Below are 19532 nucleotides of genomic sequence, written 5' to 3'. Positions count from 1 at the left end.
TGCCGGATAACGGGTTCGGGTCGCCCGTCTGTGCGGGCCGGGGCCGGGCCCGGCCCGCACAGAGCGCCAGGTCAGGTGCACATGTATTTGAGAGAGAAGTCGGCCGTGGTCGCCTTACCCGCCCTGATCTCGACCGATCGGGTCTGCGGCTCCCAGCCGTCCTTGGACGCGGTCACCGTGAGCGGGTTGTTCCTGACGTCGAGCCAGAACACGTACTTACCGTTCCGGTCGGTCTTCAGTGTGTAGCTCGCCGTCTTCGACGTGATCTGCACGGTCGCTCCGGTCAGTGGCGCCGACGTGCCGGTGCAGCCGACCCCGGTAACCGTCCCGGTGATCTTTCCCCAGGTCTTGGGCGGGTTCACCGTGAGCGCCACCGGCACCGAAGGGGCCGCCCCGTACGGGGTCTTCGCGCCGATCGTGAGCTGCGCGGCGTACGTGCCCGGCTGGGTGATCTCGGCGATGTTCGCGTTGAAACTCGCGTTGACGTCAACGCTCTCGCCCGGCTGGATCGTCACCTCGGTCTTGTCCAGTGAGAGCCAGGGGACATCACCCGTGGCGGTGCACTGGTCATTGCCGGGCAACAGCTCCGCATTCGTAGAACCGTAGTTTCTTCCGGCGGAACCACCGATCTTGTAGAAGCCGCAGGCGGAGCCGCTGCGGTAGAGAGTGTTGTTTGAGTTGGGCAGCGCGGCCCAGGCATCGGCTTCCGGGTCGTAGGCGAAGCCCTGGTTGGTGAGCACGCTGGAGTGGTCGGTCACGCCACCGGACACGAGGAGCTTGCCGGCTGACACCGAGGAGCCCATCCCCCACAGCTCGATCGGCAGGTCAGCGACGCGAGTCCATTTGGCGGATTCCGGGTCGTAGCTGTAGGCGTGCGTGCTGCCGATGCCATTCCACCCGCCCGCGCAGTACAGCTTGTCCTCGATGGCACCGCAGCCGAGCCAGGCGATCCGCTCCGGATACGCCGGGCCCGAACTCCAGGAGTTCGCCGCAGGATCGTAGACCTGCACATCCGCATTGGCGCAGATGCTGCCCAGGCAGCCACCGACGATGTAGATCTTGTCGCCCAGCACGGCCACGCCGGCGGCGTCGTACGCTTTCGGGTTGTCGGCGCCCGTGGACCAGGTACCGCGCGCCGGGTCGTAGATCTCGGTCTTGGCCACCGGCCGCCCGTCCAGGCCCCAGCCGCCGAAGACGTAGAGCTTGCCACCGTAGGAGGCCGCCTGCGGAGCATCCCGGGCGACGCTCAGATTCGGCAGAGCACTCCACGCCTGGGCACTCGCGTCGTATCGGTAGGCCTTGTCGACGTAGGTCGTGCCGTCGAATCCGCCGACCGAGTAGACCTTGCCGCCGACGGTCGCCACGGCGTTGTCCATGATCTCCATGGGGTAGTCGGCCACCGTCGTCCACGGCGCCGCGTACGGCGTCACCGACGGCTTGGCGGTCGCTGTCCGCGTGGTCTTGCCGGGCTGGAACGGCAGGGGACTGTAATCTCCCTTCACCCTCTGCAGCGGAGCACCTTGCTGCGCCGCGGCGGGCTGCGCGGCGGGCTGGTTGACGCCCGGCCACTCGCCGATCTTGGCGGTCAGCGGGGCGGTTCCGGTGTTCTTCAGGGTCATGGTGGAGCCGGCCTGGCCCTGCCAGTCGACGGTCGTGCTGAGCTGGGCCGGGCTGACCGCGAGCCGGGGTGCGGGCAGGGCGAACGTGCCGTCCGTTGCCTGGTCCGGGGCCACGTTGACCGTGATGTCCTGTGGGCTGTAGTAGCGCCCCACCTCGGCGGAGAACTTGTGTTCCCCGGTGAGCGAGGAGAACATCCAGTAGAAGCCGTCGCCCAGCCTCGGGTTGTTCGGCGTCGCCGCCGACGTCGTCTTCGCGGTGGGCTTGTCGGCCGAGGTCACCGTGGCGCCGTTGATTCCGGCCCCGGTGTTCTTGTCGGTCACCCGGCCGACGATCAGGCCGCCCGGCAGCGGGTCACAGGTGCGGCTGCCGAGCAGGACGTCGTCGACCTGCCACCACAGGCCCCAGTTGGCGGTGAAGTGGAACCTCACCTGGACGCTGGCCTTGCCGGCGGCCTGGGACAGGTCCACGACCTCGGTCCGCGGTCCCCAGGCTCTGTCGTTGGTGTGGTGCCAGAGGGTCTTCCACGTCTGGCCGCCGTCGACGCTGAGATCGACGTCTCCGGTCTGGGACCCGATGCCGTTGTAGTCGGAGTGGAAGGTCAGGACCGGTTGGGTTTGCTGGCTGAAGTCCATGACCGGGCTGATCAGCGAGCTGTCCTGTGAACTGGTGCGGCCGTAGTAGTCGCTGTCGAGGACGGCGAAGTCGCCGGACCCGCCGGTCCTGTTGCCGACATTGCGGGGGTCCTTGAACAGCCAGGTCTGGCCGTTGCCAACCTTGTCGTCGACGGTCCAGCCCGCCGGCTTGGTGCCGCCGTTGAAGGACTCGGTGGTGCCGTGGTACTGGAAGCCGTACCCGGCGGCAGTGCAGGTCGCCTGGTGGACCGACGCGTTGACGTCATGCGTCACATCTGCCGAACCCACCTGCACATCCTGAGAGTTACGCTTATAACCCGGATACACCGGGTCGACCTGCAACGTGTAGGTGCCGGAGACGGGCACACTCAGCGTGTACTTCCCTGTCTTCGGGTCGGTGTAGGCAACCGCTGTCGGCTCGCCCTTGACCCGCACCGTCGCATACAGCGGCCAGCCGTGACCGGAACCGTCATGGACCGTGCCGGTGACGCTGACACGCGACTTCGCGCTCAGCGCGAAGTCCTCGGTCACCGTCTGCCCGTCAGCGATCGCGACACCTGAAACGGTCTTGGTGCCGTACCCGAACTTGCTCGCGCTGATGTCGTAGGTTCCCGGTGGCGCGGTCAGGCTGTAGCGCCCCTGCTTGTCCGTCATCGCCGTGACGTCACCCACGGTGACCTTGGCCGCCGCCAGCGGAGCCGTGCCGTCGGTCACCGTACCCGCGACAGTGCCGCGCGGCCCGGCGGGCGTGGAGCGGAACGCCGCGAGCCCGTTCGGGGTGCCGAGCCCGGTCGGCCCGTCATACCCCGGCCCTCCGTTGCACAGGTACCCAGGCGTGCAACTTCCGTTGCTCCCGGACGTCACATCATTCAGCGCGGAGGGCTGGGCAGTGTACGGGTAGGAGTTGGGCGCCGAACCCGCCTCCGGCGTCCCGGCCAGCGCGTAGACCGCGGCGATGATCGGGGCGGACGCGCTGGTGCCGCCGAAAACCCTCCAGCCGCCGTCGTAGACCGCGACACCGGTGCTCGGGTCCGCGACCGCGGACACATCCGCGGTCGTACGGCGCGCGCAGCCGGTGTCCTGCTGGAAAGACGGCTTGGGCACGTACCTCGAGCAGCCGCTGCCCGCCAAATTCCATGCGCTCTCGGTCCAACCACGGGCGGTAGAAGTGTCCTTGAACAGCGAAGTGCCCCCGACCGCCGTCACATGCTGCGACGCAGCCGGGTACGCGACACGGTGACCGCTGTCACCGGTGGCGAAGGTGATCGCGACACCGGGGTGGTCGAAGTAGGCTTCGTTCTGGAGCTCGGTGGAAGACTCGGTACTGCCCCAGCTGTTGGAGATGTACTTGGCTCCTTGGGCGACCGCCTGGTTCACGGCCGGGCCGAGGTTCTTGAGGGCGGGGTCGTCGGCCTCGACCAGCAGGATCTTGCACGTCGGGCATGTCGCGCTGACCATGGCGATGTCCAGTGCGATCTCCGAGGCCCACGTGGAGTTCGTTGCCGGATAGTTGGTGGCGCCGCGCTGGTCGATCTTCTTGAAGCAGCCGTTGGCCGTGGTGCACGGCGGCAGCCCGTACTGCTGACGGTAGACCGCCAGGTCCGCCTCGGCTTTCGGGTTGTCGTACGCAGCCACGACGGCGACGGTCTCAGTGGATCCGGTAGAGGGCAGGTTGTACGCGCTCTGCAGGTCGGCCGGACCGAATCCGGCCGGAGCGTCATCAGCCTGGAGACCCTTCGCCTTGACGACGTCGGTGCGGACCATGGCGAAGCACGACATCTCACCGGCTTTTGACGGCTTGTCGCACACCTGATTGGCGGGGTGCCGGCCAGGCGACGTCGGGCCGGCGGCCTTCCCGGTCGGGACAGGATTCTTGGCGGAGGTAGCGGGGGCTGAGGCGGTGGAGGCGGAGGCGGTAGAGGTGGAGGCCGCGGCCGGTAAAGCGATCACCGTGAGTGCGGCGACGGCGAGCGCCACGATCAGCGTGCAGACACGTCCAACCAGTGTGGTCAACGCTACCGGACGCGACCTGCGGCGGAATGGTCGCGCGGAGGGGGGATGAGACATGTACAGCTCTCCTAAGCGGTGCATGAAAACCCGAATCGTGAATTCTTAGGCAGATCTCGGCTCATCCGTACTCCTTCAACTGCGACTCGTTTCCGCGGCGGCCAGCGTGCTTTAGCACTGACTGGCGTCGTGATCACGGGGAGCTTTTCGCCGGATGATTTCAGCCGCGATCGTGTCGGTCTTTCCGTCGCCGCCATAGTCCAAGTCAGATTCCAGTACGTGCTCACGAATCGTGACCCTCGCCGCCCCTCATGCGATAACGAAACGCGAGAATATGTTCATTACCGTGCTTCCAGAACCTGGATCAACCGGACGGGGTCGGCACTTTCCAGCCCCGAGGTGGTGCTCGTGGACACGAGGGGTTCGACAGGACACGGTGCACGAGACTTTGTTCGCCCCTTCTGCCGGGGTGACAGGTTTACGCGGACCTTATGGCCGACGGCACAGCTCCGTCATCGGTCGAACGTCGGGACAATCCCAGCGCCAGCCCGACGAATGTCGAATCGTGGTCGTCTTCACGCCAGACGGCTTTGTGAGGGCGATGCTCGAGATTTTTGATCTCCCAGTGCCGCCGGACGTAGCAGGGCTTCGGCGTAGTCGGATGACGTCCGGTTTGTGATCAGCCGAGGCCGAGGAGTGCGAGGGGCCCTCGGGGGTCACGGGCGTTGTGCCGCAGTCCGGCCGCGATATTGGTGACGCCGGTCAGCTTCATCGCGCCGACGGCGAGGTTGCGCCAGGTGGCCATCGCGCGGGGTACGTTGCCGGTCCGCAGCTGGGAGGCATCCTCGGCGAAGGTGGTGTCGCGGATGTGGTGCAGTGCCTCCATGCTCCAGTGGTCGCGGATCAGTTGGGCGAGTCGGGCCGGGGAGGCCTGCTCCGCAGTCGGACTGTTGACGGCGTAAATGGTCTTGATGGTTGTCTTGCCGGTCTTGCGGTCGGTACGGCGACGCTTGATCTGGATGGCCTGCCGGGCTCCGGGGAACAGCAGCTTGTTCACTGTGGCGACCTTGATCCGGCGGATCTCGGAGCGGCCGTGACCCTTGCCCCTGGCGCGGCCCTGAAGCGGGATGTCCTTCCAGGTAAGCGACTTGAGCTGCGCGCGCAGGTGCTTCTGGTTGCAGGCCGCCGGAGTCCTTCGGCCTCGGGCGGCTGTCGGCCGTCCGCGAGCCAGCGGCCGACAGCCCGGTCCAACGCGTCGCCGTCGATCCGGGCCAGCAGCCGACGCACTGCGGATTCGTAAAGCACCAGGCGGCGCGGCAGGAGCGGATCGGGCCGCAGGCCCAGCTGTTCCAGCACGTGGGGCGGCGCGTCGGCGATTCATTCGCCGACTGCCGGAAACGAGGTCGCCCCGGCCGGCACCGCGCAGGCGGCCAGGGCGAGCACGACCGCCAGAGCATGCCGCACCCCGCGCGGATCACGCGGGTCCGCCACCTCCGCCAACCGTTCCAGCAGGCCCGGTACCTCCCCGGCCACCAGCCGCGGGTGCTCGCGCAACTGGTCAAGGGCAGGCGGGATCGGCGATGACGCGTCGGCAGGCACGGTCTTCCAGTCGGGTCACGGAGCGAACTTGCCGAAGCACCGCGTGCTCAGCGCGGTGAACGGGGCTATCCAGGACGGCTGCGATGCCGTGATCACACCAGTCACGGCGAGATCCTCACACGGTTCCCGCTGGTACTGGCACGCTGATCACTTGCTGGACAGGCGCAGATCCCCGGCCCAGGTCTCGCATCGGACACGGCCGGAGTCGAAGGTGATCTCAAGCGCGAGCCGGCCGGTGTCCGGGTCCGTTTCTTCGCGTACCGCCCGGACCGTCTCGCCGAGATGGTCCGCAAACGGGGTCTCGCCGTGAACCGGCGCCACCTCAACGCGGCCCCACTCCGCCATCTCGTATCCCTCAATGGGGACCGATGTCTCCACGATGAGGCACCAGTCCGACCCGGTCGTCACGTGAGTGGCAGCCTGCTCACTGTCGATCAGCCACACATCCAGCGGGCCGGACCGGGGCTCCGTACCGTACAGGTGCCACGACGCAAGTACTCGTTCAAGACGCCGCCCGATCATGTAATCAGGACGCACACCGGCCCCGTGCAACGGGCACTCGTTCAACCGCTTCGACTCCACCCAGCGACCGTACCGTCAGGCAAAGCCTTAGCTCGCACGTTTATACGGGACATCGGAGCCCTTCGCCGGCCCGCGCAGGGCTCCGCTGGCGTCGTGCGGACCGCCGGTGAAGCCGCGGAGCTGGGAGACCGCCGCCGAACCTTTCCGGAACCGCCCGCCGCCTCGCCGACGATCGGGGGCAGTACCGCGCAGATGAGGCCGGTTACATCACCTGGGCCTCCGTTCCGGTTCGGTCGGAGATCCGATAGCCCACTGTGGGGCGGTTCGACGAGCTGAGTGCAAGCTGCTGTCTGTGCGGCCGTGTTGCATGCAGTGGTCACTTCCGCAGTGCGGCAAGCGCCCAATCTTACTTCGAGTAGGGGACCTTGCAGAGCGCGGTCCACTTTCGCTCAGCCTCGTGCACCCTCTCCAGCGCTGCTGCGCTGTTCTGTTGTCTTCGTAGCGTGGCCGCCCAGTCCTGGTGGGCGTATACCGACTCGCGCAACCTCCCGCGGAGCTCCGGCTCATCGGTTGCCTCCGCAGCCGTGAGCAACCTCTCGGCATATGCCAGGGCATTCACTTGCCATTCCTCTGACGTCACAGTGATCGTCTGGACATTGCGAGCAGCGACTGCCAGGGCGCAAGCTTTGGACCGGGCAGAGTCCTTGTCGTTCACCAGGTCATCGAAACTCGTGATGCCGAAGAAAGCCAAGACGGCGATCACGGACACCGCGATCCCCAGGCCCGTAGCGAATTTCTGCGTATCAGAACCGTCGCTCACCTCTGTGCCCCCCGCCACCCGAAAGCGTTGCTACCCCGAGCATAGGGTTAGGGCGGTAGTTGGCGGAGCGTTTGTCTGGCATCGGGCCTGGCCATGCAAACCGACAAGCTCACCCTCCCTTAAAACTCAACACCGTTGCGTTTGAGTCTTGCGTGGCGGGTCAAGCCCCGGTGAACCAGGCAACGGGACTCCCTGATAGAGGTCGTTACTCCTCGTGCGGCATGGGTGCCGGTTCAGCCTCCTCCATGCGGCGGTCAGTCCAGTACTCCTCTACGTCGCGCTGGTCGTGCTGAACCTCGGAGGTCGATGTGCCGCCCCCGGACTCAGGCGGAGAGGCGGGGGACTCGGACGTGTCCTGACGGAGTGCGACGACGGTGGACACAGCCGCAGCGACGCCTGCGGTGACGACGAGGGCGCGGATGCCGGAGCGCTTCATGGGGCGACCTCCTTGGCGAGTGCGGAGCCGTACGGGAACGGCGCTCACCCCGCCACGCTACTGGCTGTGCGGCGGGGTGAACACCGATCCGATGGACGTCAGGTGACGGAGCCCTGGTCGTCGAACATCCTCTTGACGCTGTCGCCGAAGTAGGGACTCCGGTTCACGCCGGCGGAGTCGACGAGAGGCTCTTCCACTACGGTCTCTGCCGCCGATGCGCCGGCGAACGCCGCCTACGGATGCTGCTGACGCCGCCGAACGGCAAGCCCCGACCCAGCTGTCCTTCAGCGGCTCCTTGGCATCAGCCAGTTCGCTGCCGAGCGCTGGGCCGCAGGCGCTGTCAGAGCCGCCTATGCCGCTGAGGTGGCCCGCCGATCACGACATCGCCGCTGCCGAACCTCGATTCTCCGCTTGGTTGAGCAGTGAACGATGAGGCCCGGGCCGCGCCCCGGACCGCCTTGGCTCAGCCCAGCGCTTCCATCAGGGCGGTGACATAGGCATCCAGCCGCTCCTCCACGGCTCGCGTCGTCAGCTCTGTCCTCCCTGACTCCCGCCATGGCTGCGCCACCAGCTGCACTTCTTCTGAGCACGCCAGCCCGTCCCGCACTTGCCAGTACAGCCGATCGCTCGCGGCCGTGGCCAGCACCCCGCCGGCCTCCTCATACGCCTCAGCGAACCGCAGACCCCACGCCGGGCCGTGCAGCAGCGCGAGATTGGTGGAGCAGTGCGCCACATCGAGATCCGCCGGGCCCCAGGAGGTAGCCGCCCAGTCGACGACGCCGGTGATCCGGGCACCTGTCGGCCTTGGGGGCTGCACGTCGAACAGCACGTTGCCGGGTTGGAAGTCCCGGTGCAGGAATCGCCCTTCATAGGCCGGCGCAGGCCTGCGGATCACGTCGATCGCCGCGGCCCACGCCGCCGCGTCGGCGCACTTCGGAGTCACGACGGTGTCGGCGGTCGTCAACGCCACATACCCCCGGGGCCGCTCGGCGGGTCGCAACGCGTGGATCGCCACGAGTTGACGGGCCAGCAGAGGAACGCGTGTCTCCAATCCCTCATCGTCGAGGACCGTCCGGCCTGGCAGATATGTCATCAGGAGCGATGGATACTCGCATTGCGCGGCGGTCGGATCAACCGCGACCAGTCCAGGTGCCGGCACGCCGGTCCCCGTGAGCAGGGACAGGGCGCCGGCCTCCCTGTTCAGCCAGTCCTCGGCGTGTCCCACATAGAACGGGTCGACGAAGCTCCGCAGCACCAGGTCACGGGTGCATCCGTCCCGCGTGCCGATGGTCAGCCTGCGCATTTCGGCAGTGATGCCGCCGTGCAGCGCGTCGGTCCTGACGATCCGTTCGCCGACCTCCAGTTGCCGGCTCACCCAAGCCAGTGTCAACGGTAGGACAGCCGCCGCCTCATCGTGGTTGGTCACCGTGCCACCTCATCATCCGGAGGGCGGCACGCGCGAACGAGGTGAGCTTGAAGGCATCCGTTCTTACGGGTGCCCGTTTCTCTCCCCCAACGCATTCGTTGTCGCTTTGGATGACCGTCGTCGAGTGTGCTGGGCTGGGGTTGTACTGGTGGAAGTCATTGATGTGCACCGCTGCTACGGGAAGCGGCGCGTGCTGCGAGGAGTCGATCTGCAACTGCCGAAAGGGTTACTGGCCGGCATCGTGGGAGAGAACGGTGCAGGCAAGTCCACCTTGCTGAAAATCCTGGCCGGGGAGCTGCGGCCGTCCGGTGGCCAGGTTCGGCACGACGGCCGGTTCGGGTACTGCCCCCAGCAGGTGGTGCTCAACGACGCGCTGACAGTGCGCCAGCACCTCGCCTTCCTCCAAGCGGCGTTCCGGCTGGATGACCTGCGACATGCCCAGGAGGTAATGGAGGTGCTCGGCCTGGCCGAGTACGCCGATGAGCGGGCCGCAGTGCTCAGCGGCGGCACGCGGCAGAAGCTGAACCTCACATTGGCGTTGATGCACGATCCGCAGGTGCTGCTGCTGGATGAGCCGTACCAGGGGTTCGATTGGGACACCTACCTGCGGTTCTGGGACCTGGCGGGCCGTCTGCGCGACCGGGGGCGTTCGGTCCTGGTGGTCTCCCACCTCGCCTACGACACCGAGCGTTTGGATGAGCTGTGGTGTTTGAGCGGTGGCCGGCTTCAGCCGCAGATGGCAGGTGCGGCATGAGGAATCAGATGATGCTGCTCGCTACGGCCACGCGGTATGCACTGTTGGAGCACGCCCGCAACCGCTTTGCCATGGTGCTGATCGCCCTGTTCCTGCCCGTGTGGACGCTGCTGGCCCACACTGCGATGCCGGATACCCCTGCCCGTCTGCAACTGCGGGCCACCGGGGAACTGCTGGCTCCTCGGGGCAACGAGATCACCGCGATCAGCGGCGCTCTCAACGCCGTCACTCTGATCACTGGTTTCCTCATGTTCGCCGCGACCTTCACCAGCAGCGGCTTCGACCGGCGCCTGGCCATGGCCGGCTATCCCCGCACACACCTGGTCGCGGCGAAGGTCACCGCGCTCAGCTTCGCCTGCGCCCTGATCGCCGCATACGCCACTGCGGTGACCTGCCTGACCTGGACACCCCGCCAGCCGGTGCTGCTGACCGCGGCGTTCTTCTGCGCCGGACTGACTTACGGCGTGCTCGGAGTCGGCTTCGGTGCCCTGCTGCGCCGCGAGGTCGAGGGCATGTTCGCCATCGTGATGACCAGCATTGTGGATCTTCTGCTGCAAAACCCGATCACGAGCTCCGGTGCAGGCAGCACCATCACTCGCTTCCTGCCGTCCTACGGCGCCATGCAGGCGGCCACCGCCGCGGGCTTCTCCAGCATCTCCGTACCCCGGTATGTGCTTTGGCAGCTGGCCTGGTTCACCGCGGCGGCTCTGCTTGGCCTGCTCGCCTTCCACCGGCGCACCCGCACTACCCTGACCGTGCCGCCGCGCGTGTCTGTGCCGGAGCAGCCCACCCGGCGTCAGCAGACCGCTGACCTGCTGTGACGTGCGCGACTGTGCCGCAACCGGATACCTGTTGGCATCGTTGGGCGCGATGTGACAGCCACGGATGAACACACCTCCCAGGTCCAGCAGCAATCCGCAATGATGACACCGGCGCGGCGCCCGGCGAAGTCTTCCCGGGCGGTGATCGGCGATGACCCAGCGCTGCAGGCGGCGTACCAGTACTGTCGGCAGCAGACAAAGGTGCAGGACCCGGCGGAGTACGCGCTGATCCAGCTGGTGCCCGCTGCGCTGCGCCCGGCGTGCTGGGCACTGTGGGCGGCGGCCAACGCCATCGACGACCTGGCCGACGACCACACCGTCCCTGCCGCCAAGCGGGCCGTACAAGTCGAGCAGTGGCTCACCGCGCTGGAGCGCGAGCTGACGACCGGAAGCAGCACGGACCCGGTCCGTCACGCGCTGGTGGACACCGCGCTGCGCTGGCGCCTGGACCTGAGCGAGCTGCACGATGCGATGACCCTGGTCCGGGACGACGCCCATGGCCGGCGCTTCGCCGACTGGAGCGCCTGGCGCGCCTGGGGCCGCAGCAACCTGCTGCCCTGGTTCGACCAGGTCCGCGACCTCTTCGACAAGGCCGGCGTACCCGTGGCGCTGCGCCTGGACACCCAGGAGGTCTATGAGGAGTTCCTTGACGGCGTCCGGCTCACCGACATCCTCACCGACCTGTCTGCCGACCTCGCCCAGGGCGATCTTCTCCTGCCCGACGACGCCCTCGACCGCTACCCGAAAGCCGCAGGCGACCTGGCAGACCTGCGCTGGAGCCCCGCTGTCAGCGGCTTGATCACCCACCTGAGCGGCCTGGCCCGCCAGTGGGGGACCCAGCCCGCCCTCACCCGGGGAATGCACCCCGGACCCGCCACCATCGTGAACACCATGGCCGACCTGCTCCGCGCCCAGCTCGACGCCATCGTCGCCGCCGGCCCCACCCTCCTGCGCACCCCGCCCCGGCCCAGCCTCCTCACCAGCGCCCGCATCCTCGCCCCCGCCCGAACCCGCGCCGCCCTGGCCTGGACCCTCACCCCCGTCACCGTGCCGCCCCAGCACCACCCAACCCGGCACAGTGCCCTGCCCGCCGCACGGGCAGCGCGAAACGGTACGTTCAGCGCACCGCCGCCGCACCCCGCCGGCCACCATCCTCCGCGCATTCCGGCCGAGCAGATGCCCGTCCACGTCGCCGTGATCATGGACGGCAACGGCCGCTGGGCCCAACAACGCGGCCTGCCCCGGTACGCCGGCCACCAAGCCGGAGCCGCCGCCGTGCGCGAGACGGTCCACGGCGCACTGGAGATCGGCCTGCGCCACCTGACCCTGTACACCTTCTCCACCGAGAACTGGAAGCGCGACGCCGAGGAAGTCGACGCGATCCTCGACGTCGTCCGCAGTGAGCTGACCGACAACCCCCTCCGCGATCTCGACGTCCACATGCGCTGGCACGGCCGCACCGGCAAGCTCCCCACCGATGTCGTCGACCTGCTCCGCCGATGCGAGCGCACCACCCGCGGCCGCACCGGCCTGACGCTGACCACGTGCATCAACTACGGCGGCCGCGACGAGATCACCCGCACCGCCGCCGCACTCGCCCACCACGTACGCGACGGACAACTAGATCCCGACCACATCAGCGAAAAGGACTTCGCCCGCCACCTGCCCCACTCCGCCATGCCGGACGTCGACCTGCTGTGGCGTACCGGCGGCGAACAACGCACCTCCAACTTCCTGCCCTGGCAAGCCGCCTACGCCGAGCTGCACTTCACCCCCGACTCCTGGCCCGACATCGACCGACGCCACCTATGGCACGCGATCACCGAATACAGCCGCCGTCAACGCCGCCACGGCGCCGCTCCCACCCCACCGTCCACCACGACATCCGTCTCCTGATCGGAACTGACTCGTTCCGATCTGGAGGGGCGCGTTCCTCAGTGTGCCGAACAGCGCGACGAATGGAAGCAGCATGCAAGGCACGAGGGCCAGTATGGCGGCGCTACAGGGACGGGTGGAGATGCCACAGGGGCGCGCCCCTCGCGTTCGCCGCGAGCGCCGGTGGGCACCGTGAGCGAAAATGTCTGGCAGATTGGGCGGATCACGGTGTCCCGATCAGGAACGTCAACGGGGCAACACAGCCCAAGACTTGATACCCAACTGCGGTGGTGAAGCCTCGCAGAAACCCCACTCCCCGCCCCAGTCGTCCACGACCGCCGTCAGCAGCCAGAGCGCCCGGCGACGTCGCGACTCGCAGAGTGTGGCCATGTCCGGTTCGGGGTGATGGGGGTGTTGGCCCCAGACGAGGAGGCGGAGCGCGTCGTCCCGGTGGCGCAGGGATACGTACAGCTCCCTGCCCGGGCTCATCCTGGCGGTCCCGGTGATGAGTTCGGCGACGGCGAGGGTGGCCGGCCAGATGTATGGGGCGAGCCCATGTGCCTTGAGAGCGGCGCCGATCGCGGTACGGCCGATAGGCGCACTGCGGATGTCGCCGGGGAGGGTGAAACTCAGAGCAAGCCCGCGCCCCGAGCCGCCCTTGGATCGCAGGTAGGGCTGGGGGTACTGCTGGGTGTTGGGATGCGGATACGGAACCGGCGTACGCGTCTCGGCGACGGCCGGGCAGAGCGCGGCGAGTGGAGATGAGTGCATGTCTGATTCCCCTTGTCAGGGTGTCGGGTTGGCGGCGTCTCTCTTTCGCGTGGGTGCGCACAGGTGGCTCACACGGTTGTGTTGCGGACGAGCAGTGGCTTGTCTCCCTGGCGCGGGACTGCCCCCTCCCAGGGCAGGAGGTTGCGGGCAGGACCGCGCGATGCACTTCCGGCTCATCGTCGCTGGGTGAGCGGTGCGTAACTTAATGTAGCCCGCTGAGGGCAAAATAACCCTCCACCCCTGGGAAATGAACCCTTTCGTGGCCGCGTCGCACGCGCACGCGGCAGACTGCCGGTGACCGAATGCGGAAAGGAACGGCATGGCAGCAAGGACGTCTCCTACCGAACGTCAAAAGCGGCTTGGTGCCGAGCTGCGGAAAATGCGCACATCGGCCGACGTCTCTGCCGAGTTCGCGGCCGGCTTGCTGGGCGTGGACCGTGGCAAGATCTCGAACATCGAGGCCGGCACACGCCCCATCAGCCCGGACCGCCTACGTACGCTGGCCTGCAACTGCGACTGCACAGACGAGAAGTACGTCGACGCACTCGTCGAGATGGCCCAGCCGCGCGGGCGTGGCTGGTGGGAAAGGTATCGAGGCACGTTGCCTCACGGTCTGCTCGACATTGCCGAACTGGAGGCGTACGCGCTCCGCATGCGAGCTGTGTACTCGATGCACATCCCGGGCCTCCTGCAGACCTCAGATCACGCCCTGGCACTTTTCCGGGTGGTGATCCCCCAGTTGCCGGAACGGGAGGTCGCGCTACGGCTTGCACATCGCGTGGAGCGCCAAGAGGTTCTGAACGGGGATACTCCTCCGCCGTACACAGGAGTCGTCCACGAGGCGGCACTTCGCATGCAGTTCGGCGGCCGCGCCGTGGCACGCGCCCAGCTCGATCACTTGCTGGAGAAGTCCGAGCAGGCGAATGTGACGCTGCTGGTCATCCCTTTCGAGGCGGGGGCCTTCCCCGGCGCTGGGCAGACCGTCCTGTACGCGGAAGGACCGGTGCCTCAGCTCGACACCGTGCAGATTGACAACTCGCACGGACCTGTCTTCGTCCACTCAGATTCTCAACTGGCGAAGTATCGGGCCCACTTGGATTGGATGGAAGGGATCGCGCTGTCGCCGGACAGGTCACGGGACTTCATCCACAGCATCGCACGCCAACTCTGAGGAGATGACCGATGTCGGACGTCAACTGGGAAGACTCATTCTGCGGCGAAGGAAACTCCTGCTACCGGATCGGAACCGATGAACAGGGCAACAGCTACATCGCCGTCACCGGCGCGGAGGAGCACTTCCTCACCGACAGCCGCGAGGCCCTCCAGCAGCTGATCCGCGACATCAAGGCCGGCAAGGCCGACCACCTGCTGTGACGGCACGGGCCCGGCCACCGCGACGCGCTCGCGGTGGCCGGGCCCGTATGACCTCGCGACCTCACCAGACGCCTCGGCGCCTCGGGCCGCATACGGCAAGATCCGCAGACCGCGGAACCTGCCACAACTCTGAGGAACAGGCTCCCGAAAGCCGTTGACCGGCGGCAAAGAAGGTAAGACTCAACAGCTCGCTGGCAACTGCGGTTTGACATTCGGCCCGCATCAGTCGAGCACCATCAACACCATCAGGACTCCTGCCAACTCCACCAGCAGCACGAGTGATCCGTATCCGAGGATCTGGCGAACAGACCGAACCGGGTAACCGGCATCCTCGCGCAAAACCGTTCTGTGCGCGGCCAGCGCGGCCGGTATGGAGATGCAGTAGAGGGCTGACGCGTACAGCGACCAGTCGAGGATGTCCTGCCATGAACTGAACACAGGTCCTCGTCCGTAGAAGGCCACGGCCAGCGGCAGGCCCACTACGGGCACCAGTACCAACACGGCCGCGGTCACCACCCACCACCAACACCTTCCGCTGCCCCAACGCTCCCCCATCCAATGGCCGAGGAAGACGGAAGGCAGTACGTACGCGGCAGATACCAACGAGCCGATAAAGAGAAGAGCCAGCAGAACCAGGGGCAGCACAAAGACTGACCTCGCCTCTGGCACTACTCCGAAGAGCGGCGTCGCTAGAAGCAGCCCAATGCCCTCCACCCACAGCACAGCCATCGAGATCGACGACGGTGCGACCCCCTGTTTCTGCCGAATGCCCCCACGCAACAGTTGCGTCATCTCGCCCCCCTGTTCGGCACTCATCATCAAGGACAGGGCTGATGCTGTCAGCTGCTCAGGATCTCGGCCTTCCCCCTCCGAGACCGTGTTTGAGATCTCGCGTTGTGGTCGGGTGCCGGAGACCAGCAATGCTCTCCGGCACCCGACCACACGCATTCACGAGAGAATCGTCTGGTGACTGTATCTATCGACCGTAGTCGGTCCCTTGAGGAGCTTGAACGTGATCGCTGGCAGGCGCCCCCGCCTGACGCCACCCGTCTCATTGCGACGGCGCATGCCCTGCGGAGTCGGCCGGTCGGGACTCTGACCGTTGAGGACCTGCGCCTGCTGATCGGGCAGGACATTGGGCTGCCGGTGCTTCTTCCGCTCGCGGTGGAGGTGCTTCGTGACAACCCGCTGGCCGAAGGCGACATGTACGAGGGCGACCTGCTGCGCGCGGTCCTGACCAGGAACTCAGCTGTCTGGAGCGCTTATCCGGAACTTGCGAGCCAACTGACCTTCATCGTCGGCGGCCTCTCCGACCTCTCGCCAGACCTGCGGAGCAAGGTCGAGCGGTTCGTAGGCGCCGTCCAGAATTCCTGACGCGTCGCAGGTGCCTGTCGTCTACTACGGGGCTGTCCACCGAAGACGCCGTGGTCCTGGCCGTTTGGCAGGGCAACCTCGGGTGAGCCGGCGGACCATAATGCCGACGCTGCGGCCGTCGGCGCCAGCCGGAGAAGCCGAACCAGCGATACTCGGCCCTGGATGTGCACGGACAGCGGCTCGCGCTCAGGAACCGAGGCCGCGATGCCCGCCCAAACCAAGCTCGGCGGGGGAACTTCATTCCGGCCTTCACCCGGCAACCGGGACGGCACTTTCGTGCAGAGCGGCTCGTAGTGCTTGCCGGGTACGGCGAAAAAGTGGGCCGACGCCGCAGAGCGGCGCCGGCCAGGAGAGAGCTGACTCAGCAGAGGTGTGGGTCAGCCGATTGCGGTAGAGAAGATGTGCATGACAGGCTCGCGCAGCCCAATCCCAGCGCTGATGTTGGGCAGCGTCACACTCACGACGGTCTTGCCCGCCTGCAGTGGCGCGGTCACTGCGTACACGTTCGCACGGTAGTCGCGCTTGCCGCCAGCGGAGTTGTTGACGTACGGAAGGGTGGTGAGGATGTCACTGTCGGCGGTCGGGCTCGTCGCAACCCAGTCGGCGTAGGACAGGGTGTAGGACTGGGTGGTGCCGTCGGTGTAGGTGATCGTGCCGGTGCCGGAGGTTGCACCGCCCACCGACATGTAGAGGAAGCCGAGCTTTGCGCCTGATCCGGTGACGGGGATCGTCTGGCCGCTGGCGATGGTGTTGTCGGGGTATCCCGGGGCGGCGTTCGGCCAGGTGTAGTTCAGACCGTCATGGGCGACGGTCGCACCCGGGGTGAGACCTGCGGCGGCCAGGGTCTGCGCCGACAGGCTATAGCCGTTGCCGTACAGGTCGGCCGTGGACATGTCGTTGTCGTCGCTGATGCCGATGTTGTTCCACAGTCCCGGCGGGTAGGGCACCGTGGTGCCTGCGGTCGCGACATCGGTGCCGCGCGCGCCCCGGTAGGTGGCCTGCGCGGACAGCTTGTAGGCGCGCGGCCTGAAGTTCTCCGGAACAGTCACCGACCAAGTCGTCTGCACCGACTTGCCGATTCCGATGCTCGGGAACGTGGCGGGCGAGGTCGCCTGCGCGGTCCAGCCCTTGGGCAGCGTGAGGTCGAGGGAAACGTCCCGCTGCACCGCGGGACTGGTGTTGTTGGTGTAGGTGGTCGTCATGGTGACGGTGGAACCGGCCGGGATGGACGAGGGCGCGTCGAGCGTGAACTGGTGGGGTGCGAAGTAGTTGGGCACGTACCACTTCTGGTGGAGCTTGCCGTCGCAGTCCCGGAGTTCCGCCGGGGTTCCGTTGGCGACCTTCGGGCCAGGGACGGTCAGGCAGCGGCCGGATGCCGGGTTGAGCAGGGAACCGTCGGTCCCGGGCTGCCAGGTCTGCGCGGGGGTGCCGTCACAGTCGGCTAGTCCGGCCTTCCCGTCCGCGGTGGCGGTCAGGCACTGGTCGGCGTTGCGGAGCGTGCCGTCCCCGTGCCTGACCCACTGCTGGTCGGCAGCGGATTCACAGTGCCACAGGCCGATCTCGCCCGGCTCCGCCGGGTTGGTGACGTGGTTCTCCAGGCATCGCCCGGCCATGCCCTGCAGGCGCTCGGTCTGCGACAGATCGAACGCGTCAGTGATCGTCGCGACGTCGGGGTCGGCCGTGTGGTTGATGTGGTCCAGGCCGTACATGTCCAGCAGCGTCTTGAGCACGTTGTAGTGGTTGATCTTCTCGTCGTACTCACCGGCCTTGACCATCGGCCCGACCATGATCGTCGGGATTTGGTTGACCGGGGTGAAGTTGTCCTCGTCCCAGGTCAGCACGAACATGCTGTTGTGCGTCTTGGCCCACTGGATGTACGGGTCGAAGGTCTTCTTGAGGAAGGCGTCGCCCTGCGCGAGGGTCCCGTCATGCATGCTCTGATGGGCGTTGCCCACGTAGAAGGAGACGGTGGGCAGGTTTTCGAACCCCTCCGGCGTGGTCGGGAACTCCTCCTGCCGCTTGTCCATCGGGTTCAGGTTCCCCGAAGTGCCCGGAATGTTCTTGTAGCGAAGCCACTGCGTGGGCTTGCCCTGGTTGGCGTAGTTCGCGAAGGTGTGCCCGTGGGTCACCAGCTGGTTGGGCAGGTTGTCGGTGTCGACCGACTGCGGAGCCGGCCACTCGCTGGTCTTCACGATGTCCGAGGCGGACAGCAGCGAGTAGTAGTTGGGCAGGCTCGGGTGCGTGAGACCGTACGAGTCGGTGAACGACGCACCCTGGGCTTCCAGGGACTTGATGTACGGCACCTGGTCCTGGGGCCTGGTGGACGGGTTGTGGAGGATGTCGTCGTAGCCCTTGTTCTCCATCATCACCATGACGACGTGGTCAGGCTTGGGAACCCCGGGCGGGGCCACAACCACCGAAGGCGCGGCGTCCGAAGACCCGGCGTCCGGAGTCGCCGCAGCCGCAGAAACCCCCGGGAGGGCGATACATGCCAGCAGGGCCGAGGCCAACAGGCCTCGGATGCTTGGGCGCGCTATGCGCATGCTGGTTCTTCCTTGTTAGAGCGACAGCACACGCGCAGACATCACAGCGAAGACCACCGCAAAGGCAAACGGTGATGTTTCCGTTGTGCTGTCGCAGCCATTCATGGCAGCCAGCAGCCTAGGTACGCCTCACTCCCACCCTTCCAAACCGCAGGTGAACACTTCTCAAATACGGCTGCACAGGCATAAGTTAACGATCCCGCTGCGAACGCTGCGTAACGGACGCAAAGGCTGCGGTCACCCCCAGGCGATCGCAGGTCCGGGTCGAGGCCGTCGCCGGTCATCTCGGGCACGCGCGGAGCACCCCGGCGATCCTCGGTCCCACCTGCGCACCCGCCCCTGCACGAAGGCGCCGACCGGGGGATCGCGATCGATCCCCCGGTCGGCGTGGCATCTCGTACAGAATCAGCCTCACCGCGACGCCCCGGGCCTGCATGGGCCGTGGAGCGGTCAGCGAGGTCCGCAGGTCACGGACGCCTCAGCGTCTCCGCGTTGAGGCGTCGGCGACCGAGGCCTCAGGAGGCCGTGGCCATTCCGAAGATGTGGAGATCGTGCGCGGCCGGGGTGGGCAGCTTGACCGTCTATCTGGTCTTGCTCGGGTCGATGGGCACCGAGGTCGAGAAGATGTAGTTGTTCCAGGCCAGTCGGCCAGATGCCAGGGGCAGTTGGTACGCGGCGGTCGGTTTCGCCGATACCGCCACCGGCCGCGAGCGTTCCCCCGGCGACCACTTTCGCGGGGCCAGCATCGCCAAGACGTTCATCGCGACCGTGCTGCTCCAGCTGGAGGCGGAGGGGCGGCTGAGCATGGACGACTCGGTCGAGACCTGGCTGCCCGGCCTGGTGCGGGGCAACGGGTACGACGGCAGCCGGATCACCCTGCGCCGACTGCTTAACCACACCAGCGGCATCGCGAACTACACCGCGGACCCCGAGTTCGTGCACAACGCGCGGGCCCCGG

Annotated in this window: 16 protein-coding genes and 4 pseudogenes; 7 read left to right on the top strand and 13 right to left on the bottom strand. The window is 66.9% G+C overall.

From position 1 onward, the window contains the following. Window positions 1-71: 71 nt before the first annotated feature. The 10 genes and pseudogenes from ACZ3IC_RS02960 to ACZ3IC_RS02915 all read right to left on the bottom strand — a co-directional run bounded on the left by ACZ3IC_RS02960 (window position 72) and on the right by ACZ3IC_RS02915 (window position 9062). A complete protein-coding gene (locus ACZ3IC_RS02960) occupies window positions 72-1376 on the bottom strand; it encodes a Kelch repeat-containing protein (RefSeq protein ID WP_467412120.1) in 1305 nt (434 codons plus the stop codon). Window positions 1377-2006: 630 nt separating this feature from the next. Continuing rightward, window positions 2007-2687, bottom strand: a pseudogene (locus ACZ3IC_RS02955) (choice-of-anchor J domain-containing protein); the annotation flags it as partial. A gap of 84 nt (window positions 2688-2771) precedes the next feature. Continuing rightward, window positions 2772-3710: pseudogene (locus ACZ3IC_RS02950) on the bottom strand (carboxypeptidase regulatory-like domain-containing protein); the annotation flags it as partial. 1228 nt (window positions 3711-4938) lie between these two features. Then, complete coding sequence (locus ACZ3IC_RS02945; RefSeq protein ID WP_467411883.1) at window positions 4939-5316, bottom strand: hypothetical protein; 378 nt, start codon at window positions 5314-5316, stop codon at window positions 4939-4941. A gap of 320 nt (window positions 5317-5636) precedes the next feature. Then, the gene (locus ACZ3IC_RS02940; protein WP_467411881.1) at window positions 5637-5813 is read right to left on the bottom strand and encodes a transposase family protein; all 177 of its coding nucleotides are present in this window, start codon (window positions 5811-5813) and stop codon (window positions 5637-5639) included. 72 nt (window positions 5814-5885) lie between these two features. Next, window positions 5886-5963, bottom strand: a pseudogene (locus ACZ3IC_RS02935) (IS5/IS1182 family transposase); the annotation flags it as partial. Between the two features lie 42 nt (window positions 5964-6005). Beyond that, on the bottom strand, window positions 6006-6236 hold the full coding sequence (locus tag ACZ3IC_RS02930) for a hypothetical protein (protein WP_467411880.1): 231 nt from the start codon (window positions 6234-6236) through the stop codon (window positions 6006-6008). 550 nt (window positions 6237-6786) lie between these two features. Next, the gene (locus ACZ3IC_RS02925) at window positions 6787-7200 is read right to left on the bottom strand and encodes a hypothetical protein (protein ID WP_467411877.1); all 414 of its coding nucleotides are present in this window, start codon (window positions 7198-7200) and stop codon (window positions 6787-6789) included. Between the two features lie 205 nt (window positions 7201-7405). Then, window positions 7406-7636 carry a hypothetical protein gene (locus tag ACZ3IC_RS02920; protein WP_467411875.1) on the bottom strand — a complete coding sequence of 77 codons (231 nt, stop codon included), beginning with the start codon at window positions 7634-7636 and terminating at the stop codon, window positions 7406-7408. Window positions 7637-8099: 463 nt separating this feature from the next. Next, on the bottom strand, window positions 8100-9062 hold the full coding sequence (locus ACZ3IC_RS02915) for a phosphotransferase family protein (protein ID WP_467411874.1): 963 nt from the start codon (window positions 9060-9062) through the stop codon (window positions 8100-8102). Window positions 9063-9210: 148 nt separating this feature from the next. On the opposite strand from ACZ3IC_RS02915, the gene ACZ3IC_RS02910 reads away from it, so the two are divergent. From ACZ3IC_RS02910 to uppS, 3 genes are all read left to right on the top strand, one after another. Next, entirely contained in the window at window positions 9211-9816 is a 606-nt protein-coding gene (locus ACZ3IC_RS02910) for an ABC transporter ATP-binding protein (protein WP_467411872.1), read from the top strand. Beyond that, window positions 9813-10637, top strand: a complete 825-nt coding sequence (locus tag ACZ3IC_RS02905) for an ABC transporter permease (protein ID WP_467411869.1) — start codon at window positions 9813-9815, stop codon at window positions 10635-10637. Before ACZ3IC_RS02910 ends, ACZ3IC_RS02905 begins: the two co-directional genes overlap by 4 nt. A 201-nt stretch (window positions 10638-10838) precedes the next feature. Continuing rightward, entirely contained in the window at window positions 10839-12533 is a 1695-nt protein-coding gene (gene uppS, locus ACZ3IC_RS02900) for a polyprenyl diphosphate synthase (RefSeq protein ID WP_467411868.1), read from the top strand. 225 nt (window positions 12534-12758) lie between these two features. Here the strand turns inward: uppS and ACZ3IC_RS02895 are convergent, their stop codons facing one another. Next, window positions 12759-13283, bottom strand: a complete 525-nt coding sequence (locus ACZ3IC_RS02895) for an ATP-binding protein (protein ID WP_467411867.1) — start codon at window positions 13281-13283, stop codon at window positions 12759-12761. 319 nt (window positions 13284-13602) lie between these two features. Between ACZ3IC_RS02895 and ACZ3IC_RS02890 the strand changes: the two genes are divergently transcribed. Together ACZ3IC_RS02890 and ACZ3IC_RS02885 are read left to right on the top strand one after the other, a co-directional pair. Beyond that, window positions 13603-14454 (top strand): helix-turn-helix domain-containing protein, encoded by an 852-nt coding sequence (locus ACZ3IC_RS02890; RefSeq protein ID WP_467411864.1) that lies wholly within the window; start codon window positions 13603-13605, stop codon window positions 14452-14454. An 11-nt stretch (window positions 14455-14465) separates the two neighbouring features. Continuing rightward, complete coding sequence (locus tag ACZ3IC_RS02885) at window positions 14466-14657, top strand: hypothetical protein (protein ID WP_467411862.1); 192 nt, start codon at window positions 14466-14468, stop codon at window positions 14655-14657. A 222-nt stretch (window positions 14658-14879) separates the two neighbouring features. Here ACZ3IC_RS02885 and ACZ3IC_RS02880 read toward each other — a convergent pair whose 3' ends face one another. After that, a complete protein-coding gene (locus ACZ3IC_RS02880) occupies window positions 14880-15449 on the bottom strand; it encodes a hypothetical protein (protein ID WP_467411859.1) in 570 nt (189 codons plus the stop codon). A gap of 174 nt (window positions 15450-15623) precedes the next feature. Between ACZ3IC_RS02880 and ACZ3IC_RS02875 the strand changes: the two genes are divergently transcribed. Continuing rightward, window positions 15624-16031, top strand: a complete 408-nt coding sequence (locus ACZ3IC_RS02875; RefSeq protein WP_467411857.1) for a contact-dependent growth inhibition system immunity protein — start codon at window positions 15624-15626, stop codon at window positions 16029-16031. Window positions 16032-16408: 377 nt separating this feature from the next. Here the strand turns inward: ACZ3IC_RS02875 and ACZ3IC_RS02870 are convergent, their stop codons facing one another. After that, on the bottom strand, window positions 16409-18403 hold the full coding sequence (locus ACZ3IC_RS02870) for an alkaline phosphatase family protein (RefSeq protein WP_467411855.1): 1995 nt from the start codon (window positions 18401-18403) through the stop codon (window positions 16409-16411). Window positions 18404-19204: 801 nt separating this feature from the next. Between ACZ3IC_RS02870 and ACZ3IC_RS02865 the strand changes: the two are divergent. After that, window positions 19205-19531: pseudogene (locus tag ACZ3IC_RS02865) on the top strand (serine hydrolase domain-containing protein); the annotation flags it as partial. Between the last annotated feature and the right edge of the window lies 1 nt (window position 19532).

The organism is Streptomyces sp. NPDC002958, from assembly GCF_055563255.1.
The sequence above is the reverse complement of the archived record's forward strand: the minus strand, read 5'-3'. Positions and strand labels throughout refer to the sequence as shown.